This window comes from Nocardia citri (assembly GCF_054065835.1).
Map to the genome: position 1 here is coordinate 254,867 of NZ_JBSUQM010000002.1, position 23,895 is coordinate 278,761.

The following is a 23,895-nucleotide window of genomic DNA, read 5'->3' on the forward strand; positions in this document are numbered from 1 at the left end:
CCGGTGTCGCTCGCGCCGACTCCGTCCACCCCAGGCATCTGGACACAGTTCGCAATCAGGAAAAGAGGAAATCATGAACGCACGGAACGTGCAGGAGCTGCTGGATCAGGCAGCCAATCCGGTGCAGTTGCTGCGCAATTCGCAGCTGGGTGCCTACATCTACCCGGTGGTACCGCCGGAGTTCTCGAACTGGCGGCGGGAGCAGCGGGCCTGGCGCGAAGCGGCCGTTCTCTTCGATCAGACACACCACATGTTCGATGTCTTCATCTCCGGCAAGGACGCGCTGAAGCTGATCTCGGACATCGGGATCAACAGTGTCGCGAATTTCCCGGTCGGAATGGCGAAGCAGCTCGTCGCGGTCACTCCCGCAGGCCACGTGGTCGGCGACAGCATTCTGTTCCGGGAGGCCGAGAACGAGTACGTGTCGGTGGGGCGCGAGCCGCTCGCGAACTGGATCGCCTACCATGCCCAAGCCGGCGAGTACGACGCGGACGTGCGGGTGGAGAGCCGGTCGCCGTCCAGGCCCTACGGCAAGGCCGTCACCCGGACGCTGTACCGCTTCCAGATCCAGGGCCCCAACGCGTGGAAGGTGATCGAGAAGCTCAACGGTGGTCCCGTCGAGCAGCTCGGGTTCTTCCGCATGGGCACCATGACGATCGCCGGCGAGCAGGTGTCGACCCTGCGCCACGGCATGGCGGGCGCCCCCGGGCTCGAGCTGTGGGGTCCCTACGAATCGCACGGCAAGATCCGCGAGGCGATCATCGAGGGCGGCAAGGAATTCGGCCTGGAGCCGTGCGGCTCCCGGACCTACGCTTCCAATACTTTGGAATCGGGCTGGATCCCGTCCCCGCTGCCCGGGATCTACACCGGCGAGGAGCTGCGCGGCTACCGTGAGTGGCTCGGCACCGGCACCTACGAGGCGGTGAACGCGCTCGCCGGCAGCTTCGTGTCGGACAACATCGAGGACTACTACCTGACGCCGTGGGAGATCGGCTACGGATCGTTCATCAAGTTCGATCACGACTTCATCGGTCGCGCGGCGCTCGAGGCGATCGACCCGGCCACGCAGCGCCGGAAGGTCACCCTCGCGTGGCATCCCGAGGATTTCGCGAAGGTGCTGGCCTCGCCTGCCGATCTCGAGGGCCCGAGTGGGCAGTTCTTCGAGCTCCCCGTCGCCAACTACGGATCGTCGAACTACGACGCCGTCTACGACGCCGAGGGGCGCAATATCGGATACGCGCTGTTCAGCGGCTACACGTCCAATGAGCGTCGCGCGCTCTCCCTCGCCACGATCGACCCCGATGTTCCGATCGGCACCGAGGTGACTCTCGTGTGGGGCGAACCCGACGGCGGCAGCCGCAAACTCACGGTGAGCCCGCACAAGCAGATCACGGTCCGGGCCACGGTGAGCCCGGTTCCGTACGCGGATACCGCTCGCGAGCAGTACCAGGCCGGATGGCGCACGGCGGCGGTCGTGTAGCGGGGATCCCGGGAGAGCAGAATCGTGACCCACTCGGCAGGAATCCCTGCCGAGTGGGTCACGCGCTTTCCGGCGCCCGGCGATCAGATCCGTTCGAGCCGGCCGTGAGCGCGGCGACGATGGAACGCCGGAGTGGAATCAGCCGACCCGCCCGACTTCGCGTTCGGCGGGCAGCAGCGAATGTGAGATCGCTCGGGCCGCCGAATGCAGCGCGGGCAGCAGATTGCCGATCGCGTCCGGGATATCTGCCGGGAGAACGACCGACAGCGACGCGACGACACCGGTGCGCGGAATGTTGATCGGCACAGCGATGCTCTGCGCGGACTCGTCCAGGTGCCGCAGGCAGCGGGAATACCCGCGCTGACGGATGTCACTGAGTGTGACCCTGAGCCGCCGAGAATCGGTGATGGTGTGTGCGGTGTAGCCGCGCAGCGGCGTAGTCAGGAGCTGGGACTGCAATTCCCGGGGACCGTAGGCCAGCAGAACCTGGCCCGACGACGAGGCGTGCAGCGGAAGCCGGCCCGCGATCCGGCTGAACGGGGACACGGCACCGGGCGCCGACAGCCGATCGAGGAACAGCACCTCCTCGCCCTCACGCACACTGAGCTGCACGTGCTGGCGGACCACCGCTTGCAGATCCTCCATCACTGGTAGCGCCGCGGACCGCAGCTCGAGCGCAGGCGAGGCCCGCACCCCGAGCTCCCACAGGCGGAGCCCGACGCGCAAGCGTCGATCTGGATCGCGCTCGAGCAGGCCGGAGTCGACGAGGCTCGCGGCGATGCGGGACGCGGTGGCGATGTGCAGCCCGCTCCGGCGCGCGATATCCGATACGCCCAGTGACCGGTCGCCCGGCCCGAATGCCTCCAGGATTCGCACCACCCGGTCGAGATAACAGTCGCCTTTCGGCTCACCCGTCATTGTCTCCACCACTTCATCCGATTTGGAACACCTGTCCAGAATATTCTCCCCGCATTGTCCTGTGGGGCATTTCGGTGACGAACCCGTTAACCATCCGTCCCGTAAATGCCGAATTCCGGCTCCGAACACAATGCCCCGCCGAGCGGCCGGAAAACCTGGCTCGGCGGGGCATCGGTGAATCGGCCGTTGTCAGTCCCGTGTCTTGATCTTCTTCTCGAAGTACGGCGCCGGAGCGACCGTCACTCGGATCTCGCGGACCTCGTGCTCCTCGACGATCGGGCGCTTGGTGTTCGGTTCGCCCCACAGCAGCGTGAGTTCGGTGCCGGGCTCGGCGTCGCCGATCTCGACCAGGGCATTGGAGATGTAGGCTCTCGCGTTCGCGGAGTACGAACCCTGCATCGAGATGCCGACGTTTCGACCGTCGCGAACCACGCTGTCGTTGAGGTGTGTGGCGTAGGTGGTGTGCGGGGTGTTGATGTAGCGCGCCGGGCGGTCACCGAACAGCGCCGCGCGCTGCACGTCCAGCACATCGTCCGGGTTCCAGACGAGCGTGACCTTCTTGCGGTGCTGATTCTTCATCCGATTCAGCAGCGCGTCACGACCGATGAAGTCGTGGTTGAAGTCGATGTGGCCGGCGTATCCGAGCTCGATCGGATCGACATAGTGATCTTCGATATCGTCGGAGACGAAACTTCCGCCCAGGGAGGCGATCGAGGGAAGGTGGTACTCGGTGAGATATTGCCGGTAGGCCTTCAGATCATCGCCGGTGTAGATCGCCGACACCGGAAGGGGCATCCACCCTGACTCCTGGGCCGTGGGCCCGTATGCGTTCTCACCGACCTTGCGGATACCGTACTTCTCTCCCGCGAGCATCAGGGCCTCACGCACCGCGTGCTGATCGTCCCACGGGCCGTAGATCTCGAAGCCGGGAGTGCCGGCCATGCCGTGCCGCAACGCGCGCACGTGCTTGCCCGCGATCTGGAATTCGCCGATCGCGAAGAACTTGATCTCCGGCAGTGCCCCGCCGGTCACCTCTTCGAGCAGCGGTAGCGCGGAGGGTCCCTGCAGCTGGATCCGGTACACGTCGCGCGGACGCTCGGCGATATTCCAGCTCGGTTCGAAGGTCCCCTCGACGTCGTAGGAGGTCTGCTCGAGGTGGAACTGGAGCCAGGGGACGCTGTTGACCATCCGGAAGAACTCCTGTTCCTCGCGGAACAGAATGCCGTCCCAGATGTGCTGCCCCCGCGGGTTCGGCATGACGATCTGCTTGGCCCGATTCACCGGAAACGGGTCGAGCTTGTTCACGACCAATTCGGACAGGAAGGGAATCACCTCGGTGCCCCGCAGGTGCAGCTCGTCCATGTGGTAGGAGAGCTCGAGCAGCGCGACGCCCTCCATCCAGGCTCGCTGCTCGCTGCGCCAGTTCGTGAACTCGGGCGGCACCCCGGGGAAGACGTACGGGCCGAGCTTGTTCGTACGGAGCAGGGTCACGGGATCACCCGCGGCCACAATCAAATCCTCGAGCGACCGGGGAGCCGCCGCGGGCGGCGCCTCGACGGGATTCGATTCGGAGTTCTGCATCGTCGACCTTCCTTTGTGGTTGCACCGCATTGACGCGGTATATCGTTCGCCGACACCCTGCGGGACCGAGTCGGCAGCAGCGTCGAACCACGTATGAACCCGAAATGGTGAGCCTGCGGCCGAGAAACAAGTTGCAATTCGTGACGGTAGGTACCGCACCTCGAATTGTGTTCGCGGTCACTGTTCGGATTGTGCGGAAAAGTTACCGCGATTATCGGTTCGTCTCTATCCCGCCAGCGCGACCTCTATCCCGTTATCCACATGGCCCGCAGGCGAGTCGCATCCCGGCCCAGGCGGGCCGGAGCCCGGCTCGATCCGCGAGGTAGTAGGGTCTTACTGACGGTGGCCGAGGCTCTACTCAACGACACGCGGGGGGCGGTGGTTCTGCAGGCATGAGCCGGACCAAGGGAGACCCCGTGGCTGGGGAAATCGGCGCGGCGCAGGTCGCTGAGGAGAACGCGCCGCGGACTCGCGACCGGCTGCTCGATGCCGCCATCGAACTGTTCGCCACACACGGCTATGCTCGCACCTCCGTCGGAAGCATCCAGGCCGCAGCAGGCTTGACCGCCGGCTCCGGCGCGCTCTACAAGCACTACTCCTCGAAGAACGACCTGCTGACCGCGGTCATCGATCATCACATCGGGTACATCTCCCGCGTGATGGACGCCGCGAGATCCGGCTCCGCGGATCCCTTCGAGGATCTCGAGACGGCCGCCCGGTTCGTTCTCGACGGGCTGAGCGAGAACCGGAACCTGCTGCGGATCATCTTCCGAGAGCTCGAGGAAGGCCCCGGGCTGGATCGGTTGTGGGAGGTGATCGAGCAGAACGTCTTCTGTCGCTTCGCGCAGATCATCCGCGATGGCACCGCCGCCGGTGTCTTTCGAGACATCGACGCCGATGCCACCGCGACCTTGCTCGTCTCCGCGCTGTCGTACATGCCGACGGTGCGGGATCTGATCGGCAAGAGCTCTCCCGGATACGACCGGGAACGGCACTTCGAGCTGTGGCGGCGCATGGTCCACGCACTGCTGACGCCCTGAGTAGCCGAGACGACGCGACGCCGGCACCGAGGGTGCCGGCGTCAGTTCCGCCGCTGGTCTGGATCGGCAGCTCCGCTTGCTGATTCGATGGGCGGGGCGGCGGGCACCGCGACGGGGCAGACCTGCGTGGGGTCAGGCGGGCGCGTGTTCCAGAGCCGGTGCGCCGACGGCCTCCTGCAGATACGCGCCGGCGAGGGCCGGATCGGTGAACCACAGGAAGAAGTCGCGCGGTTCGTCGAAGCCGTTCACGAATCGCCGGGCGATCCGGGGGCTGCCCGCGGCAGAGCCGAGGATCTGCATGACGTGCGGTGGCGGCGGCGCCAGGAAGGCGTTGGTCCACTGGGTGACGTACTTCGCGTAATCCCAGAAGCGCCCGAAGGTACGGCTCTTGAAGTCGTCGTCGAATGGCTGTTCGCCGCGCTCGAGAATGCTCGCCAGGTAGGACGCGGCGCACTTGCTCGCCGTGTTCGAGCCCTGCCCGGTGATCGGATCGTTCAGCACGAGCACATCGCCCATACCGAGCACGGTCGCGCCGGAGGGGAGCACGCCGACCGGTTTGCGCACGGTCGGCGCGAACGCGCCGGCGAGGACGGCGAGGTCGTCGGTCAGCTCGGCGTCGCGTACCCGCTCCGCCTCCCACGGAAGGAAGGAGCCGAGCAGCGTCCGGAGCCGGCTCAGATGCTCCTGCGGGTCGGTCAGACCACGGAAGACGTCGAACGGGCCGCCCGGCACCGCGGACACCACGGCGATCCGGCAGGGCCCCGTCGTCGTGAGCGCGGGCGGCAACATGAACTCCCCGACTCCGGGAATCACGTTGTAGCTGAAGGTCGACGGCGTCTCCCCCGCGCGGGTAGTGACACCGTTGAGGTACGCCACGGCCACCGCGCGCTGCGGCGAATCGTAGGGCGACCGCTCGGGGTCGCGCTCGAACAACCCGGAAATCTCGCCCTTACCGGCGGCGACCAGCACGAGGTCCGAGGACCGCGCGTATTCCTCGAGATCGTCGATCGTCGCCGTGTGCACCTCGAAAGTGCCTCCGCGGGCGATGAATTCGCGGATCCAGCGGGCGTATTTCACGCGCTGGTCGATCGAGTGGGCGGGCAGGTCCATCCGGGCGGACCAGTAGAGCGCCTTGCCGCCCTGGCCGTCCGGAATGGTCACCGAGATCGTGTCCATCTCCGGAGCGTCGTTCCAGAAATCCAGACCCAGCGCGGCCTCGCGGGCACGACCGTTGCCGAAGATGACCTGACTGGACATCACTCGCCCGTTCTCGATTTCCTCGGCGGTGCGATTCGAGATGATCCTGACGTCGTAGCCCTCGTCGACCAGTCCGATCCCGAGCTGTAGACCGGCTTGCCCGGCCCCGACGATGGTGATGGTGCGCATGGTGATTACCTTCCGTGGTACAAGCGGGGTTGTGCGTGCGTACGCATTGTGGATTCGTCCGTCGCGGGAATGGTCAGCGAGACAGTTCCTGGAGGTATTCGGTCGAGCGTTCGGGGTCGAGCAGCCACAGGCCGAAATCACGCGGCTCGTCGAGGCTGTTCACGAATCGGGCGGCCACCCGCGGGCTCTCAGCGGCGGCGCCGAGCACATTCAGCATTTCCTGCGACGGCGGCAGCAGGAAGGTGTCGGTTGTCCGCGCGGAGTACTGCACGTGATCCCATGCGCGCTCGAAGGTATCGATCTTGAACTTGTCGTCGTAGGGACGGTCGCCGTGCTCGAGAATGCTCGCCAGATAGGAGGCCGCGGCCTTGGCGGCATTGTTCGACCCCTGGCCGGTGATCGGATCGTTCAGCACGACAACATCGGCGATGCCGAGCACCGTCGCGCCGGAGGGGAGAACTCCCACCGGCTTCCGGATCGTCGAGGCGAACGCGCCGGTGAGAACACCACCAGCGTCGGTCAGCTCGACATCGCGGATGCGCTCGCCTTCCCAGGGCATGTATTTGTTCACGATGGACCGGATCTGCTCGAGAATCTGCTGCGGGTCGGTCATCCCCGCGAAAACGTCGGTGGGTCCGCCCGGGAGCGCCTCGAGAATGATGATGTCGCAGGGTCCTGACGTGGTGAGCGCAGGCACGGCGAGGTACTCCCCGACCCCGGGGTGGATCCCGAAGACCACCTGCGGACTGGACGAACGAGGCTGCATGCCCTTCAGGTACGCGACCGCCAGGGTCCGCTGCGGGACATCGAAAGTGGAGCGCAGCGCGTCCCTCTCGAAGATCCGCGCGATCTCCCCCTTACCTGCGGCGACAATCACGAGATCCGAGGACTTCGCGTACTGCTCCAAGTCGTCGACGTTCGCGTCCCGCACCTCGAGCTGTCCGCCGCGGCGGGTGAACTCGTCCATCCAGCGAGGCATCTTGACCCGCTGGTCGATCGACTGGGCGGGAAGATCGAATCGCGCGCCGTACGACATGACGCGCTCGCCGTTCCCGTCGGTGATATCGGTGACGGTACCGGTGATCACCGGGGCCTCGGACTTCCAGAAGTCGAGACCGAGGGCCTGCTCCCGAGCCCGGCCGACGCCCATGATCACCTGGCTGGAGGTGACCCGTCCGTTTGCGATCTCCTCAGCCGAGCGATTCGAGACGATTCGCACGTCATAGCCCGCGTCGACCAGGCCGATGCCGAGATGCAAGCCGGCTTGTCCGGCTCCGATAATTGTGATTGTGCGCATTGCGCGACTCCTCAGATTGATGCCCTGTCACCGAATCGGTGCGGCCCCGAGCCCGAATTCTCTTCGCTCTCGGAGTCTTTCAAATCGCTGTTCGGGCTGACTATCCCTGCAGCGCAAACCTTGTCCCACCACACCGTCCGCCGCGATTCGCCCGCAGCGCCGCCCGTCGTCATCGCATCCAGCAATGCCTGGGCCTTCAATTTCATTTCGACGAGTTCCTCACCCGGATCCGAGAGAATCGTTATTCCGCCGCCGGGTGCCGATCGTCGCCACGCGGTCGCGATACACAATCGTCCGGATCGCCATGAAGAGCGCGGCCGGATCGAGATTCGTCGCGAGGGGTACGACAGCGCGGACGATGGTGGTCAGAAGACGATGGTGTGGTTACCGTGATCGTCGGCATGCCAGGCCACCGCCCTCGACAGCACAGCGCGCTCGACATCGGCGCCATGGCGCTGCAGATCGGCGACCGAGTGCTCATGGGTCACTCGCACCACGTCCGGCTCGATGACCGGCCCTTCGTCGAGATCCTGCGGCATGTGGTGCGCGGTGGCGCCGATGAACTCGACACCGCGCTCCTTGGCCTTCCGGTAGGGGGCGACGCCGATAGACGCAGGCAGGAACGAGTGGTGGATATTGATGATCGGGATCTCGATCTTCTCCGATCGTGTAGACCGGAGCATCGATCAGGCGATCTGCAGCCGGACCGGCAGCGAATCGATCCCGCGCAGGGTGTTGTTGACGTGGATGACCGGTTCGCCGGTGAGCTCGATCGCACGCACGCGCTCGAGCAGGGCAGTGAACAGGGCTTCTGCTTCCAGCCGGGCGATGTGCTGACCAACGCACTGATGAATGCCCATACCGAACCCGACATGCCCGGACGGGTCACGCTCGAGGTCGAACCGGTCGGGATCGGACCAGCGCCGCGGGTCGCGATTGGCCGACCCGAGGAACATCAGTATCTTGCGCCCGTCCGGGATCATGACGTCGCCACGGTGGATGTCGCGGGTAGCCGTGCGGAAGAAGACCTGGACGGGGGAATGCCAGCGAACCGCCTCGTCGAAGGCCGTTCGCACGAGGCGCGGATCGTCGCGCAGCTTCCGCCACTGGCCCGGATGGGAGGCGAGGGCGTACAGCATCGCCGAGATACCGGTTATGGTGGTGTCGACGCCGGCGGACAGCAGCGATCGCACCAGCAGCGGCGCCTGCGAATGCAGGATGTCGCCGCGGTCCGCCGCCGCCCAGATCTGGGCGCCGAAACCGTTCGGCGACAGCACTTCCCGGCGGCAACGCTCCTCGGCCCACGCCGCGTACCCCGGGAAGTCGTTTGCTCCGGACTGGACGAGAGAGTTGGTCGGCCCCACCACGTTGAAGATGTGGTCGCCGTACGGCAGCAGGTTCTCCCGGCGTCCTTCGGCGGGCAGCCCGACGGCATCGGGGAAGACCCGCAGCGGGAACGCCTCCGACAGGTGGGTGACCGCGTCGAACTCGTTGCCTTCGCTCAGCACCTCGTCGACGAGCGTCTCGGCGTCGGCGAACCAAGCCGGCCGGAGCCGGCGCAGCGCACGCGGCCCGAGGATGCCCTCGACCACCCGTCGCGGTGAATCGTGCTTCGGCGGATCGGCTTCCAGCAGCAGGCTCGGCGGACGGAAGGGCTTCTCGTAGCGCCAGTTGCTCAGTCCCACCCCGGCAGCGGACTGGAAGCTCTGCCAGTCGGTGAGCGCCTGATGGACTTCCTCGTACCGGCCCATCGCGTAGACGTCGTACGCCGGAAGGTGAACGATGGGCGCGGCGTCCCGCAGCTCACGGTGGAACTCGTGCGGATTCCGCAGGATTTCCAGGTCGAACGGATCACGGCTGCTCACCGGGATCATCGGTTCGTCGGTGGTCGTTGGCATGACTATCTCCTGTGCTCGAACTGGTGTGCTGCGATCAGAGGTCGAGAACGAGCCGATCGCCGATCGACCGTGAGACGCAGACGTACATGCAGTCGCCTGCGCGCCGCTCGACGTCGTCGAGAATCGAGTCCCGGTGGTCCGGCTCGCCAAAAAGCACGGTCGTCTCGCAGGTGCCGCACACCCCCATCCGGCAGGAGGTCAGTACGGAGACCCCGGCGGCCGCGATCGCCTCCAGCACCGAGGTCTGCGGATCGACCGTGACGGCGATGCCGCTGCGGGCCAGCTCGACCTCGAAGGGTTCGTCGCGTACCGCGGGCGCGACCTCCCCCGCCGCGAAGCGTTCGATGCGCAGCGCGTTCGGCGGGATGACGTCGGTGAGGCCCGCCACGGCATCGAGCAGCGGAGCCGGTCCGCAGCAGTACACCTTGTCGCCGTCCGCCAGCCCCGACAGGTATCCGGCGAGGTCCAGCAGCCCGCATTCGTCCTGGGGCGCGATAGTGACCCGATCCCCGTAGCGGGACAGTTCGTCTACGAACGCCATGGACGACCTCGTCCGGCCGCCGTAGAGCAGGCTCCATTCGGCCCCGGCCCGCTCGGCTTCGCGAATCATCGCGAACAGCGGGGTGATGCCGATGCCGCCGGCTATGAAGTAGTACTTCGTCGCCGGAACGACATGGAAGTTGTTCCGCGGGCCGCCCACCCCGACATGGTCACCCACCCGGAGCCGATCGTGCACGTAGGCGGAGCCGCCCCTGCCGTCCGGCTCGCGCAGGACCGCGATTCGGTAGCTGTGGGCGTCCCAGCGGTCGCCACAAAGGGAATACTGACGCACCACCCCGTTCGGCAGGACCAGATCTATGTGCGATCCGGCCGTCCAATCGGGCAGTCTCTCCCCGTCCGGCCTGGCCAGATCGAGGCAGACCACGCCCTCGGCGATGGACCGGCGTTCGCGAACCACCAGCTCGCTCGCTCCCGGCATGGCAATAACGGCGCCCGTATTCGGCTCATTCGACCGGGCTTGCTCGTTCTCGTACAGATCCACTGGCGCATTCCTCTCGGACCGATCCGTGGGCCACAGCATGGCGCGCGCCGACACGCGGAAACCATCGCCTTCTCACTGCGCGAGAAATTCCGGTCGCGCCGCTCACCGGCGGCGGGGACGTGGACAGATCGTGCGGCAGCTGGATAGCTCCTGCCGAATGGCTTTCGTACTGTCGACATCCGAAGGGCGACGGCCCGAAGCGGAGATTCCCGACCCCGTTCACGGTTGACGCGGCGCGGAATGCGACAGACACCCCGACCGGTAATAGGTTGTGCCCGTTACAGAGTCGGTTTCCGTCGGCCTTGCGAGCCGCGCGGTCTTTTCGGAGAAGCGCCGTCGACCGCTATCGCAGAACCACCCTCCGGAAAGAGAAATCCCTATGACGTGGCCGGGATGTGCCGGCTCGTTCGCACCCCGTGCTCCCTGCTCGAGAATCGCGAGGCCATGATGATCGAAACCCGCCGGATCCCGGACGACTTTTCGGAGCCGGCAACTCTGGAGAACGACATGCGCTCCTCCGAGCCGACTTCGGCCACCCTGGTCGGCATCGTGAATGTCACCCCGGACTCGTTCAGCGACGGAGGCCGGTTCTTCGGAGCCGACACGGCGATCGAGCACGGACTCCGGTTACACCGGGACGGGGCGGACATCGTCGACGTCGGTGGCGAGTCCACCCGGCCCGGGGCCGTGCCGGTGTCCCCCGAGGAGGAACAACGTCGTGTCCTGCCGGTCGTCGCCGGCCTGGCGGCACGCGGGGTGACCGTTTCGATCGACACCATGAACTCCAGCACCGCGCGACGAGCGGTGGAACTGGGAGCGGCCGTCGTCAACGATGTGTCCGGAGGCCTCCACGATCCCGCCATGTTGTCGGCCCTCGCCGCGCTGGACTGCCGTGTCGTGCTCGGTCACCTCCGGGGCAACCCAGCAACGATGCAGAGCCACGCCCGCTACGACGACCCGGCCGCCGAGGTCGCGATCGAACTGATGGACCGGGTGCAGTGCGCCCAGGACGCCGGGGTGCGCCGGGATCGGCTCATCGTGGACCCTGGGATCGGGTTCGCGAAGCTACCCGAGCACAACTGGGCCGTGCTCCGCGAGCTCGGCAGCCTGGAGACCATCGGCTGCCCCGTCATGGTCGGGGTATCCCGCAAGCGGTTCCTGGCCGAGATCGTGCCCGGCGATCCGCGGTCCGGCGAGCGCGATCTGGCGACCGCGCTGCTCAGCGCGCAGCTCGCGGCGAGCGGGGCGGCCTTCCTCCGCGTGCACAACGTGCAGCTCACCCGGCTGGCCCTGCGCACCTCCCAGCTCGCGAAGCAACGGCTGGGAAGCGACCACTTTGTCCACAACGACGGGGATTGGCAGCACTGCACGACGGCAGTCGCCGGCGTGCGGTGGATCGTTCGCGACTGAGCCGATCGCCGCCACCCGTTCCTACCACTCGGAGAAGTCGAGTTCACATGAATGCCATCGTCATCGACGGAAAGACCGTGGCCGCCATGAGCCGTGCGCACACGGCCGAGCGGGCGGATAGGATCGCCCGCGCCAGGGGGTTCGCTCCGGGCCTGGCCACTATCCTGGTCGGCGACGACCCGGCCAGCGAGGTCTACGTCCGAAACAAACGCCACGCCGCGATCCAGGCGGGAATGGCGGATTTCCATGTCCACCTCCCCGCGACGAGTTCCGGCGACGAGGTCGCCCGATGCATCGAGGAGCTGGCCGACGACGAGCGGGTCTCGGGAATCCTGTTGCAGCTTCCCCTGCCCGCGCACCTCGATCGAGCGGCGTTGATCGAGCGGATCCCGCCGGAGAAGGACGTCGACGGTCTCACCACGCTGAATCAAGGCAAGTTGGCCCGTGGTGTCGACGGCCTCCGGCCGTGCACCCCGACGGGAGTGATCCGCTTGCTCGACCATGCCGGAGTACCCATCGAGGGCGCGGAGGCCGTCGTGATCGGCAAGTCCGAGTTGGTCGGCCATCCCACCGCGGAATTGCTCCTGCACCGCGGCGCGACGGTGACCGTCGCCCACATCCTGACCCGGAATCTGGCCGCCGTCACCGCACGCGCCGACATCGTCGTAGTCGCCACCGGCCGGCGTGGCCTGGTCGGCGCTGAGCACATCAAGCCGGGCGCCGCCGTCATCGACGTCGGCATTCACAACACCGTCGCGGGGCTCGTCGGCGACGTGCGTTTCGACGAGGTAGCGCGCCGGGCCGGCTGGATCTCTCCGGTCCCGGGGGGAGTGGGGCCGATGACGATCGCGATGCTGCTGGAGAACACAGTCACGGCGGCGGAATCGGCGCTGACGCGTCCGTTCGCCGGCGTGACCGCGTGACCGTTCGCATGGCCCGTTGGACGAGCACGGGCAGGCGGCCGCAGCGAGAGATGGGCATCCCTGACGAGCACCACCTGATGCTCGTCTTCGCCGAGCGGTGGGCACGCTTCGGCGGCGGTCACGCCGAGGACATCCTGGTTACCTTCGGGCTCGCGGACGACATCTTTTTCGCGCGGGTCCGACAGCTGCTGCGGCGCTACCCCGACTTCCTGGACCGTGAGACCGCCGACGTCGTCGAACGCGTGGCACGCTCCCGGCAAGCCGATTTCCCAGCGCCGGATCTCCGGCTCCGGACCGCGGGCGCCGATCGATACCGATGATCAGGCGGCGGGGCCGACAGACCCGCCCCGCCGCCGCCAACTCATCGGCGGGATCCGACCGAGTGTCAACCGCATTCGATGTGCGTCCGCGAGTCGTCCTTCAGCCGCAAGGTATCCGAGGGACTCTCGCCGAACGCGGTGCGGTATAACGCGGAGAAACGTCCAAGATGGGAGAAACCCCAGCGCAGAGCCACCGAGGTGACGGTTACCCTGGCGGGGTCCGCGTAGAGCAGCTCGTAGCGCACGCGCTCGAGCCGGACGTTGCGGATGTAGGTTCTCGGCGTCACGCCGAAATAGCGGCGGAACCCGTCCTGCAATGAGCGCGTGCTGATTCCGACCGCGGCGGCGATGTCGTCGCCGGTCAGGTGCTGGTCGGCGTGGGCCTCGATGAGATCGGCGGCCCGGGAGATCGTGCGTGCGACCGCAGGTCGCGCCGGCCGGTGCAGCTCGTCGCTGTATCTGTTCGGTTGACCGATCAGCAGCTGTCCCGCCAGGAGCGTCTCGAACTCCGAGATCGCCAGGGAAGTATGGCTGACGTCGTTGTCCAGCATGTTCGTCAGCAGGGTCAGCAATTCCCGGAAGGCGCGGTTCGCGCCGATCGTCAGGTCCATCTGCGGCTCGAAAGCGACAGGCCCTTTCACATCGCGGCACAGCTTCTTCCGCAGCACAGACCGGACCAGATCCTCATCGAGCCGGATGAGCAGGTGCTCGCAGGCGGCGTCGAGACTGATGCCCGCCCCCGTGCGGGGCTGCAGGACAGCTGGGCGAAGAGAATTGGAGACGAAGGGTTCGGCTCCGGTCATGGAGATCGCCGCCGAACCGGCGAGAGGCATCTGAACCACGAATCCGCCGGGGTCGAGAATGTGCAGCCGCACCGGGGCACCGTACGCCAGATAGTAGAGACCGGCATTGCGCAGCGAAACCCCGTGGAAGCGTGCGCTCAGCTGCTCGCCTCGCCCGACCAGCGATAACCGGTAGTCGTTGATCTCGCGGCCCACCATCGACTGGATCTCCTCCGGGGAACCGGTGACCGCGAGTCGGTGACGCGCCAGGGGAAGCACGGGCTCACTGGAAAGGTCATGCATGGGAAAACACCTGGTCGCTTCTCTACGCGGCACCGAGCTCGCCGTGTCGGCCGCGGGTTGTGTCGTCCATCGGATATGCCTGCCGGTCGGCGTCACCGGATTCGTCGCGCCCGCGACACCGCCATTCGTCTTTCGCTCCTCAGCGTCAACGCTCGAGCAGCGTCAACGCTCGAGCCCTTCGCGGGCGCCGGGCTTGGTGTGACCTAGCATACACCACTTGGTGAGTGAGCACTCCCTCTTTGTGTTATTTCCGCGTAAACGAACCGTCACGAGCTGGACGACGACAGTTCGCCCGGCGGCCCGCAAAACGACGTCAACGCGTACTCGATCAGACCAGAGCAGCTCGGGTTTGTGCGTACGCGATGACCTCTTCCGCGTACGTCGACGCATCGCGCTCCGCGAAACACTTCCGGAGCTGGCCGAATGCGTCGTCGAGTTGTGGTCTGGGCCCTTGATCGGCGAGCAGGACGACAATCGCCTCCCAGGTGCGCGGCTCGGGATGAGTGAGTAACTCATCGAGATATCGCTCCGGCTCCAGCAGCCGTAATGCTCTGCGCGCGTGGGCGTGTACGCGCCGAGGCAGTTCGGTGCGAATGGTCTCGATATCGGATTGCAGCACGTGCTGGCCGGATTGTGCCGGGTCGAGCCGCAGGGACCACAGCGCGGTCAGCTCCTCGGGCAGAGGGTGGGTGTTGATCAAGTCTGGGCCGGTAGCTTCTTCCAGTGGAGTGGGCGGCAGCCCCAGCTGAGCGTTGCGCCAGTTGCGGAATTCCCACCACGCCGTCGGTGTCGCGTTGAGCTCCAGCCCGAATCGGATCACCTGCTGTCCGCTGGTCCACGTGCGGGAGACTCGGGTGCGGCCGACGGACGCGACGCCGCCCGGCTCGACCCGAATCCACCTGGGGTCGGAGCCGTGAAACCCATACGGTTGCAATAGTTTGCCTGTTTCACGCAGCAGACGGCGTAGTGCCGACTCGGGTCTGACCATGTCCGCAGATTAACGACGTGCCCCGACAGATCGTCGCCACAGGCAGTGCGCCGTCGCCGGCTACGGCGGTTCGGTCTGCGTGGCCAGCTCCGACCTGGCGAGCCGTCCGCCCTGCGGTGTGAATCCAAGATCAGCGTGACGGAATGCTCATCGCGATGACGCCCTGTGCTCAGAAGGGGGAGGCGAATACCTCACTGGCTGATGCGAGCCCCCGCACCCGCGGCTCGGCGGCCGTCGAGATAGTCCTGGTTGCCCGAATCGTCCTCGCCCAACCGTTATCGGCCTCGGAAACGGCGGAGAAGGGAAGAACTCCCTCCATATTCAACCTATAGCGCACCCGGGGGCTTGCGGCAAGACCCCGGTCGTCCCGCACAATCACTGGCCGAAGCCAGTACCTGCGGAAATGAACCCGTCGAGTCAGGAAAAGGAGGGACATTTGACCACCCAGGAGTACGAAGACGAATTGCGGTCCGAGCGCAGCTACGTGGCCGCGCTGTACGCGCGGCTCGACGCCGAACGCGCGCGCGTGAAGGGGCGGTACACCGCCGCGCTGCGGGGAACCGGCGGGTCACCGATGGAGCGCGATTTCGAGGTGCGTGCACTGGCCAAGGAGGCGAAGCGGCTGGACGTGGCCGACAACGGGCTGTGTTTCGGCCGGTTGGACACCGTTTCGGGTGAACATTCCTACATCGGCCGGATCGGAATTTTCGACGAGGACAACGAGTACGAACCGCTGTTGCTCGATTGGCGGGCACCTGCCTCGCGCGCGTTCTACATCGCTACCGCCGCGACTCCGGAAAATATGCGTCGTCGGCGCCAGTTCCACACTCGCGGGCGTCGCATTGTCGATTTCACCGACGAGGTTCTCGGCCGCCCCAGTGCGGGCGAGCGGGGGGACGCGGCGCTGCTTGCCGCGGTGAACGCCCCACGCGGTGAAGGGATGCGCGACATCGTGGCGACGATCCAGGCCGAGCAGGACCAGATCATCCGGCTCGATCATCCGGGTGTGCTGGTGATCGAGGGTGGTCCGGGCACCGGGAAGACCGTGGTGGCGCTGCACCGCGTCGCGTACCTGCTCTACACCCAGCGGGAGCGGATGGAACGTCACGGTGTGCTCGTAGTCGGGCCCAACCCGGCCTTCCTCAACCACATCGGCCGCGTCCTGCCATCGCTGGGCGAGACGAACGTCGTATTCATGACCACTGGCAACCTTGTGCCAGGTCTGCGCGTCACCGCCGAGGACACCCCGGAAGCCGTGCGGTGCAAGGGCTCGCTGAAGATGCTGGACGTACTTGCGGCGGCGATCGCCGATCGGCAGCGGTTGCCGGAACATCCGATGCGGATCGAACTCGACGACGTCACCGTGCGGATCGATGCCGAGACCGCGGAGTGGGCCAGGGCGGAGGCACGCGCAAGTGGGTTGCCGCACAACGAAGCTCGCGCGGTGTTCAGCGAGATCGTCACGTACGTACTCACCGAACGGGCCATAACCCGGATCGGCCGCGGCTGGCTGACCCGGGAGGACCGCGAAGCGTGGGAGACCCTGCGGACGGACCTGCTCGCCGAACTCGCCGACACCGACCGGTTCACCGCCGCGCTCGACGAACTCTGGCCGATTCTGACACCGGAAACGCTGCTGGCACAGCTATATTCGTCCGCAGAACGGCTGCGTGCGGCCGGTGCCGACCAGTCGCTGTGGCGGGCCGACGGCGCGGCCTGGACGGTGTCGGATGTGCCGTTGCTCGACGAGTTGGTCGACCTGCTCGGCCGCGACAAGGCGGCCGATGAGGCCGCCGCGCGCGCCGCCGAACGGGAACGCAAGGCCGCGGCCGAGTACGCCGCCGGTGTGTTCGACACACTCATCGAGCGCGAGGACTTGAACGACGATATCGGCCTGATCGCCCAGGACATGCTCGACGCCGATGATCTCGCCGAGCGTTTCCTCGAACGCGACACCCGTGAACTCGTCGAACGCGCTGCCGCGGATCGGGATTGGACCTACCGGCACGTCGTGGTCGACGAGGCCCAGGAACTATCCGAAATGGACTGGCGGGTATTGATGCGGCGCTGCCCGAGCCGATCGTTCACGGTGGTCGGCGATCTCGCCCAACGCCGGTCGGCGGCCGGAGCGACATCGTGGGACACGATCTTCGAGCCGTACGTGCCTGGCCGCTGGGTCTACCGGTCGCTGTCGGTGAACTACCGCACCCCAGCGGAGATCATGACCGTCGCCGCCGCGCTGCTCGCCGAGTTCGCGCCCGGAGTCCAGCCACCCGAGTCGGTCCGCGCGTGCGGTGTCCAGCCGTGGTCCAAGCAGGTGTCCGAGGACGAATTATCCACTGCCATAGTGGAATTCGTGCGGGACGAAGCCGATCGCGATGGCACCAGCGTCGTGATCGGACCACCGGGCGTGCCGGGCACGGTGCCTGCATCGGAGACGAAAGGCCTGGAATTCGACGCCGTGCTGGTGGTTGAACCGGTGCGGATCCTGGCCGACGGGCCACGCGGTGCGGCCGAACTCTATGTCGCCCTTACCCGGGCGACACAACGGCTCGGCGTCCTGCATAAAGGCCCGTTGCCGCAGGCGCTCACCGCACTGGCCGCGCCCGCGCCGGCGAGGAATTAGGAGATTGGTGTGCGGCCCCGGCGGCGGTGCCGGGGCCGCCGTCAGATCGCTGCCCGCCTCGGTGTGCGACAGATTCCCGGGTCGAGTTGGCGATTTCGGTGCATCTGGCGGTGGGGAGTGATTCAATCTGCTCGGTATGTGCTCTGTAGTAGCTGATTGCAGTGAAAGGAGTTCAGATGACAATGTCGGTCGCCGACCGCATATTCCTTCGCGTCAACCGATTCCACACGGAACGGATTGCGATCGCTTGGGGCGGACGGCATATTCTGCACGGTCGCAGACCGAGGCCGGGTGATGTCGTGCTGACCAGCAATGACTATCTCGCACTGGCACGCGTGCCGCATATCGTCGGCGCGATGTGCGCGGCGTTGCAGAACACAAGCGGGGGAGCGCCGCCGTCGGGTGTCTTCCTGCACGGCCACGACCACCCGCAGATCGCGCTGGAAAGGGCGCTTGCCGAACATATGCGGGCGGCGGCCGGAATTCTGTGCCAGTCGGGCTGGGATGCGAATGCCGGATTGATGCAGTCGATCGCCGACGCGCATACGCCGGTCTATGTCGACCACATCGCACATATGTCTTTCTGGCACGGCGCGAAAACCGCTGGCGCACCAGTATTTTCGTTCCGTCACAATTTTCCGGGCCATCTGCGCGACGAGATCCGCAGGCATGGCCCCGGCATCGTCGCGGTGGATTCGATCTACAGCACCAACGGGAGTCGGTGTCCGCTGACTCAGATCTGCGATGTGGTCGACGAAACCGGCAGTGTGCTGGTAGTCGACGAATCGCATTCGCTCGGCACCGACGGGCCCTACGGCGCCGGCGTGGTGGTCGCGCTCGGACTCACCGACCGGGTGCCGTTCCGAATCGCCAGCCTCGCGACGGCTTTCGCGGGACGCGCCGGATTCATCGCCGCGAACAATATCGATTTCGTCGACTACTTCAAGATGGAATCCGATCCCGCGGTCTTCTCCGCGACGCTGCTGCCGCACGATATCGCCGGTCTGGCCGCGACGTTGGACGTGATTCGCGCCGACGATTGGCGGCGGGTCCGGCTGCGCGAAATCTCCACGATTGTGCGACGTGCGCTGCTGGCCCTGGAGTTCGACCTGGAGGGTTCGGCCAGCCATATTGTCGCGCTACAGACCGGATCGGATGAGCGCACCATCGCGATCCGTGACTTCCTGGAGGCCCGTGGCGTTTTCGGTTCGGTCCTGTGCTGGCCGGCCACCGCGCCCGAACGCGCGCTCATCCGCTTCTCGCTCCATGCGGGTCTCACCGATACTCAGGTGGATCGACTCATCCAAGTGTGCGCCGAGGTCCGCGACACCTTCGGCGGTACGGCACCGCTGCCGCACGAAATGCCGAGGCCCGCACCGCCGCCTGCGCAACTCGTTCCGACGCGGTGAGCTATCCGGTGGCGGCCGCCGCACGCGGCAGGATCACCGTGAAGGTCGCGCCGTTGCCCGGCTCACTGTCCACTCGCACCCGACCACCGTGCGCCGCGACGAGAGCGTGCACGATAGATAGTCCCAAACCGGTTCCGCCACTGGCCCGGGCGCGCGAGTCGTCGGTGCGATAGAAGCGTTCGAAGACTCGTGCGGCGGCCTCCGGCGTGAGGCCGGGGCCGGTGTCGACGACATCGATGCGCACCTCATCGGCGGAGGGGGTGAGCCGCACGGTGATCGCGGCGGTAGCCGGAGTGTGGGCCAGCGCGTTACCGAGCAGATTCGCCAGCACCTGACGCAATCGCGCCTCGTCGCCGGTCACGTCCATGGTGCCGACGCCGGGACGGACCTCCAACGTGATCGGGCGCTGCGGATCGCTCTGCTGCCGCGCTGCCATGGCCTGCGCATTGTGCACCGCATCGCCGGCCAGCGACAGCAGATCCACTTGGCTGCGGTCGAGTGGGCGTTTGGCATCCAGCCGCGCAAGCATGAGCAGGTCCTCGACCAGCAGGCCCATGCGCTCGGCCTCGGCCTCGATGCGTCCTACCACCAGGGACGCATCCTTGCTCGCGCCTTGGCGATAGAGTTCGGCGAAACCGCGAATCGTGGTGAGCGGGGTACGCAATTCGTGGCTGGCATCGGCGATGAACTGGCGCATCCGGCGTTCGGAGCGTCGGGCATCCTCTTCGGAGGCTTCGGTGGCCGCGACGCCGTGCTGGATCTGCGCGAGCATCGCATTCAACGACCGCGCCAACCGGTCGACCTCGGTATCGACGTCGCGCACCGGAACCCGCCGGTGCAGATCGCCGCCCGCGATCGCTGCCGCGGTCTCCTCAACCTTGCGTAGCGGTCGCAGACTGCGCCGCACGACGAAGTATCCGACCACACCGAGCGCGATCAGCGCGGCCGCTCCGGTGCCGAGTTCGAAGTAGATCAATCGCGATACCGTCTCCTGGTTATCGGTGAGCGGCAGCGCGATGGTCGTCGAGCCGTACTGGTTGCTGGTGGTCAGGGCGCGCCACTGCAACTCGGATCCGTCTGTCGAGCCGACGGTCGTGGGCTCCGATCGGGTTTGCCCAGCGATATCCGGTGTGGTGCCGGTGCTGGCGACCGTGACCGCGGTGCCCGGATAGATCTGTCCCTCTGGACCTTTGTGCAACTCGTAGAAGCGGCGGGGTTGATCGGTGAACAGTCGCGGTGTCGGCACCTGCGGTAGGTCGACCGGAATCCACACGGTCGCACCATCATTCGTGACGACCTGCTTCATCTCGCGCGGCTCGGCCCAGGTTCGAGCGGCATCGTAGAGTTGTTCGTCGGTGCGCGCGGTCAGCGATCGACTCAAGGCGGAGGTGACCGCGAAGCCCGTGGACAACAGCACCATGGCGGCCAGGAAGACCAGGGCGACAACAAGTCCCACCCGCAGCGGGATGGCGGAGACCCGGCGGCCGAGTGATTCGCGCGGTCTCATATCCGGCTCGGCTGCCGTGCGCGCAGCACATAGCCGACGCTGCGCCCGAACCCGTCCATGCCCGGCATCATCCCATCCATGATCACTGCATCGGGCCGGAACCGGCGCACCTTGTCCAGCCCGTCCGCCCCGCTGATCGCGGTGACCACCTCGAACCCCTGGAATCGCAGACTTGCCGCAAGGAGTTCGACAATCATCGGCCCATCGTCGATGACGATGATGCGCGCTTGCGGCTCTGCTGTGCTCATTCCATCAGAATGCAGGGCGGAGCAAGGGGGGAGCTCAGGACAAGCTGGGGGTTGGCTGTGAGCCTCGATCCGCTGGCGACTAGTTATCCGGTTCCGGATGAAAGATGCGCTTGGCTGCCTGAATCAGGGTTTCGCGACTGTCCGGATTCTCGACATGGAGTGCGAAGGCCAACTCGCCGGTATTCGCCAGCAGCCAACCCTGCCCGCCCGTGGTGGTGACATATCCGCCGCCGCCGATCAGGCCGCGAAGTTGATCGACCACCTCGGCGGGCAATGGTGTCGACGCGGCGGAAGTCGTGGCCGGGCGACCGACTTCGATCATCGGTGGGGTGATGCGCCCATTGGCGATGGTGGCGGCGAGGATTGCCATACCGTAGGGGCTGGCCTGGATTTCATTCGTCCGGCCGCCGCGTCGGACTTCTTCGGTGCCCGGGGCCGGGATTTGCGAACTCACCTTGTCCAGACCCGTCAGCTCGAAATCGACGCCGAGACCGAACATGCGGGCGGCCTGGGTGATCTCGTCGAGGGATACGTTCTGCGGTGGTTTGTGCGCGATGGTCGCCGCGGCGGTGCGCAGTAGTTCGATGGTGCCGCCGATCGCGGCGAGCCCGGTGAAGGCCATCGATTCGTTCGCGCTGGCCGCATTGTTGTCGGCGGCGGCGACCACGGCTCCGGTCGCGGGGTGGATCACGACCACGGCCGCCGGATTCCCGACGTAGTTGACCGCGTCCTGGGCGGCGCGCTGCCAGTGCGGATCCAGGGTCGCGGGCACATCCGGCGCCGGTGCGCCCAGCTGTCCGGCGAGGTTGGCGATCGGAAGTCCGTCGGGTCCGGAGAGCTGCACCGCCCAGCCCGCGGTCCGGTCCCGGTTCGTCTGCCATGCCGTGCGCAGGGCGTCGAGCATGGGTGATTGGATGCGCCGGTCGGCGGAGATCAGCCGTGGCCGCGCCTGCGTCACCACCCCTGGAATCGGCGCGATGTCGGGTTCGAGGACCTCGAAGTCGTCGTGTCGCAGATTCACCGCGACTACCGGCTTACCTTGGGCGGCGGCGAGTTGCGTGCGCATGGACGCTCCGGTGATCAGCGGAGCGATGGGTTCGATGGCCTTGGCCAGCGCATCGGTGGTGGCGACCGGATCGGTGATGCGGGTGGGATCGAGCCGGATCACATCGATGGTCTGCTCGGTCATCAACGTTTGTCCGAGGCCGTCCTTCACCACCGGTGTCGGCGGCGCATAGGCCTTGACCAAGTGGACCGTGCGGGTGTTGTCCAATTTCGGCATCACGATGGTGGGATCCCAGGAGATGCGCCAGCCGGTCGCCAGCTTTCGCACCGCGCCCTGCGCATCGTATGTCCAGTTTCGATCGGGTCCGAATGTCCACGCGCCCTGCAGGGCGAAGAGGGCCTCCCCCTTATCCAAGGCGATGAATTGCGTCAAACGGAAGTCCGGAGCACCCGGGCCCAGTCCGTCGAATACCTGCCGCAGCGATACGGCGGCATTGCCCGGTTGGGAGGTCAATTTCGCGGCGCTATCCGCCTGTCGCTTGTTCAGCAGTTCGGTGAACTGTTCGACCGCTACCCGGGCGTCATCCGGGTAGTCGTTGAACGAGCACGCGCATCCGCCCAGTGCCAGTATGAGAATGACGGCGCCCAGTGCCGCCGAGCAGCGTGCGCGGATCATGTGTAGTCCGGTGCCGTGACCAGGGACATGCTCATCGGGATCCTCGATTCTCGCGAGTTCAACCGTGATTGATGGCCGTCAGCATCCGATAGCGCAGTGCAATGGACTTCGAGGCTAGCCCGCGCATTCGGCAGCTATCCACTCGATAAATCGGATAGCTGCCGAATCGCGATGGACTCGAAATATGCTTAAGTTGGCTCCCCGCAACAAAGTTCGAACCGACCAGGGGACCCGGCTGATGGCCGAGGTCCCGTCGGATCATGCCTGCGGCGGTGGGCTGAAGACGCCGAAGTTGTTGCCGAAGGTGTCGCGGATGTGTGTGAAGATCTGGCCGCCTTTGCCGGTGATCGGCGGTACCGCTCATTCGCATATCCAGTGAGTGCCTCGCACAGGCTCTGCAGATTGTGCGAAGGTGTCACTGGATGTGCGATGGCTCGGGTCAGCGGCGGGGGGAGACCAGCATCGGTCGGTGTAGGTCGAAGTATTCGACTTCGCCCATGAGTTCGCTTTCCTCGTCGAAGAGGGTGCGCAGATCGTCTGGGATCTCGAGCTTTTCGTGGGCGCGGGCCTCGGCTTCGGAGGTGAAGTAGACGGCCTCTACATAACCGTCGCTGCCATAGGTGGCCAGGGTGCCGCCGAGGATTTCGGGACGTAGTTCATGGATGCGCTCGGTGCCTTCGGAGAGCAATTCGCGCATGCGGCGCGGATTGCGCGTGTGGCCCTCCATGACCTGGACGAATCCGGCCTGATCCGAGCCGCCGCCCAGCCACTGCGTCACCTCGGGGCAATCCATGAATGCCACGGGTCCGTCGAAGCACTGCTCGGTCTCGGCCCACCACTTGCCCTGCTCGGGACGAGCGCTATTGCGTCGCGCCGCTTCTTCGGATTCGAACCTCGTCAATGCGATGAACGTCCCGTCATTGCACAGCCCGCTGGTCATACCGAGGTAGCCGACGGCTCCCGGCTGCAATTCCTTCGTCCACCGATCCATACAGCGACCCAGCCGATCGGCATCGGAAACCTTTCCTTGAATAACTTGGATGAACATCGAGTCCT

At 66.1% G+C, this 23,895-nt stretch carries 19 protein-coding genes and 2 pseudogenes; 7 read left to right on the forward strand and 14 right to left on the reverse strand.

Annotated features, from left to right (window positions below):
- The first annotated feature begins 73 nt into the window (after window positions 1-73).
- A complete protein-coding gene (gene ligM, locus ACW2Q0_RS04870) occupies window positions 74-1,480 on the forward strand; it encodes a vanillate/3-O-methylgallate O-demethylase (protein ID WP_457186576.1) in 1,407 nt (468 codons plus the stop codon).
- 138 nt (window positions 1,481-1,618) lie between these two features.
- Here the strand turns inward: ligM and ACW2Q0_RS04875 are convergent, their stop codons facing one another.
- On the reverse strand, window positions 1,619-2,398 hold the full coding sequence (locus ACW2Q0_RS04875) for an IclR family transcriptional regulator (protein WP_457186938.1): 780 nt from the start codon (window positions 2,396-2,398) through the stop codon (window positions 1,619-1,621).
- A gap of 189 nt (window positions 2,399-2,587) precedes the next feature.
- The gene (locus ACW2Q0_RS04880) at window positions 2,588-3,979 is read right to left on the reverse strand and encodes a hypothetical protein (RefSeq protein ID WP_457186577.1); all 1,392 of its coding nucleotides are present in this window, start codon (window positions 3,977-3,979) and stop codon (window positions 2,588-2,590) included.
- A gap of 416 nt (window positions 3,980-4,395) precedes the next feature.
- Between ACW2Q0_RS04880 and ACW2Q0_RS04885 the strand changes: the two genes are divergently transcribed.
- Window positions 4,396-5,019 carry a TetR/AcrR family transcriptional regulator gene (locus ACW2Q0_RS04885; RefSeq protein ID WP_457186579.1) on the forward strand — a complete coding sequence of 208 codons (624 nt, stop codon included), beginning with the start codon at window positions 4,396-4,398 and terminating at the stop codon, window positions 5,017-5,019.
- 132 nt (window positions 5,020-5,151) lie between these two features.
- On the opposite strand, the gene ACW2Q0_RS04890 is transcribed toward ACW2Q0_RS04885, so the two are convergent.
- The 6 genes and pseudogenes from ACW2Q0_RS04890 to ACW2Q0_RS04915 form a co-directional block, all read right to left on the reverse strand.
- Window positions 5,152-6,405: a styrene monooxygenase/indole monooxygenase family protein gene (locus tag ACW2Q0_RS04890; protein ID WP_457186581.1), complete on the reverse strand. Its 1,254-nt coding sequence runs from the start codon at window positions 6,403-6,405 to the stop codon at window positions 5,152-5,154.
- A gap of 73 nt (window positions 6,406-6,478) precedes the next feature.
- Window positions 6,479-7,702 carry a styrene monooxygenase/indole monooxygenase family protein gene (locus ACW2Q0_RS04895; protein ID WP_457186583.1) on the reverse strand — a complete coding sequence of 408 codons (1,224 nt, stop codon included), beginning with the start codon at window positions 7,700-7,702 and terminating at the stop codon, window positions 6,479-6,481.
- Window positions 7,703-7,713: 11 nt separating this feature from the next.
- Complete coding sequence (locus ACW2Q0_RS04900; RefSeq protein ID WP_457186585.1) at window positions 7,714-7,908, reverse strand: hypothetical protein; 195 nt, start codon at window positions 7,906-7,908, stop codon at window positions 7,714-7,716.
- A 159-nt stretch (window positions 7,909-8,067) separates the two neighbouring features.
- Window positions 8,068-8,349 (reverse strand): annotated as a pseudogene (locus tag ACW2Q0_RS04905) (formyltransferase family protein); the annotation flags it as partial.
- A gap of 39 nt (window positions 8,350-8,388) precedes the next feature.
- Complete coding sequence (locus ACW2Q0_RS04910; RefSeq protein ID WP_457186587.1) at window positions 8,389-9,600, reverse strand: cytochrome P450; 1,212 nt, start codon at window positions 9,598-9,600, stop codon at window positions 8,389-8,391.
- A gap of 34 nt (window positions 9,601-9,634) precedes the next feature.
- Entirely contained in the window at window positions 9,635-10,579 is a 945-nt protein-coding gene (locus ACW2Q0_RS04915) for a PDR/VanB family oxidoreductase (RefSeq protein ID WP_457186940.1), read from the reverse strand.
- A gap of 507 nt (window positions 10,580-11,086) precedes the next feature.
- Between ACW2Q0_RS04915 and folP the strand changes: the two genes are divergently transcribed.
- From folP to ACW2Q0_RS04930, 3 genes are read left to right on the forward strand one after another with little or no spacing between them, the layout of a single operon-like run.
- Window positions 11,087-12,052: a dihydropteroate synthase gene (gene folP, locus ACW2Q0_RS04920; protein WP_457186589.1), complete on the forward strand. Its 966-nt coding sequence runs from the start codon at window positions 11,087-11,089 to the stop codon at window positions 12,050-12,052.
- A 47-nt stretch (window positions 12,053-12,099) separates the two neighbouring features.
- On the forward strand, window positions 12,100-12,975 hold the full coding sequence (locus ACW2Q0_RS04925) for a bifunctional 5,10-methylenetetrahydrofolate dehydrogenase/5,10-methenyltetrahydrofolate cyclohydrolase (RefSeq protein WP_457186591.1): 876 nt from the start codon (window positions 12,100-12,102) through the stop codon (window positions 12,973-12,975).
- A gap of 50 nt (window positions 12,976-13,025) precedes the next feature.
- The gene (locus ACW2Q0_RS04930; RefSeq protein WP_457186593.1) at window positions 13,026-13,295 is read left to right on the forward strand and encodes a hypothetical protein; all 270 of its coding nucleotides are present in this window, start codon (window positions 13,026-13,028) and stop codon (window positions 13,293-13,295) included.
- A gap of 65 nt (window positions 13,296-13,360) precedes the next feature.
- On the opposite strand, the gene ACW2Q0_RS04935 is transcribed toward ACW2Q0_RS04930, so the two are convergent.
- Both ACW2Q0_RS04935 and ACW2Q0_RS04940 read right to left on the reverse strand, forming a co-directional pair.
- Window positions 13,361-14,380, reverse strand: a complete 1,020-nt coding sequence (locus tag ACW2Q0_RS04935; RefSeq protein WP_457186595.1) for an AraC family transcriptional regulator — start codon at window positions 14,378-14,380, stop codon at window positions 13,361-13,363.
- 328 nt (window positions 14,381-14,708) lie between these two features.
- Window positions 14,709-15,368: a hypothetical protein gene (locus tag ACW2Q0_RS04940; protein WP_457186597.1), complete on the reverse strand. Its 660-nt coding sequence runs from the start codon at window positions 15,366-15,368 to the stop codon at window positions 14,709-14,711.
- A gap of 436 nt (window positions 15,369-15,804) precedes the next feature.
- Between ACW2Q0_RS04940 and helR the strand changes: the two genes are divergently transcribed.
- Both helR and cqsA read left to right on the forward strand, forming a co-directional pair.
- Window positions 15,805-17,994, forward strand: coding sequence for an RNA polymerase recycling motor ATPase HelR (gene helR, locus ACW2Q0_RS04945; RefSeq protein ID WP_457186599.1), 2,190 nt, complete (start codon window positions 15,805-15,807; stop codon window positions 17,992-17,994).
- Window positions 17,995-18,170: 176 nt separating this feature from the next.
- Window positions 18,171-19,403, forward strand: coding sequence for an alpha-hydroxyketone-type quorum-sensing autoinducer synthase (cqsA, locus tag ACW2Q0_RS04950; protein ID WP_457186601.1), 1,233 nt, complete (start codon window positions 18,171-18,173; stop codon window positions 19,401-19,403).
- A gap of 1 nt (window position 19,404) precedes the next feature.
- On the opposite strand, the gene ACW2Q0_RS04955 is transcribed toward cqsA, so the two are convergent.
- The 4 genes and pseudogenes from ACW2Q0_RS04955 to ACW2Q0_RS04970 all read right to left on the reverse strand — a co-directional run bounded on the left by ACW2Q0_RS04955 (window position 19,405) and on the right by ACW2Q0_RS04970 (window position 23,887).
- A complete protein-coding gene (locus tag ACW2Q0_RS04955) occupies window positions 19,405-20,910 on the reverse strand; it encodes a sensor histidine kinase (protein ID WP_457186603.1) in 1,506 nt (501 codons plus the stop codon).
- Window positions 20,911-20,954: 44 nt separating this feature from the next.
- A pseudogene (locus tag ACW2Q0_RS04960) lies at window positions 20,955-21,158 on the reverse strand (response regulator); the annotation flags it as partial.
- Between the two features lie 79 nt (window positions 21,159-21,237).
- Entirely contained in the window at window positions 21,238-22,839 is a 1,602-nt protein-coding gene (locus ACW2Q0_RS04965; RefSeq protein ID WP_457186605.1) for an NTF2-like N-terminal transpeptidase domain-containing protein, read from the reverse strand.
- A 439-nt stretch (window positions 22,840-23,278) separates the two neighbouring features.
- A complete protein-coding gene (locus ACW2Q0_RS04970) occupies window positions 23,279-23,887 on the reverse strand; it encodes a hypothetical protein (protein ID WP_457186607.1) in 609 nt (202 codons plus the stop codon).
- Window positions 23,888-23,895: the final 8 nt, after the last annotated feature.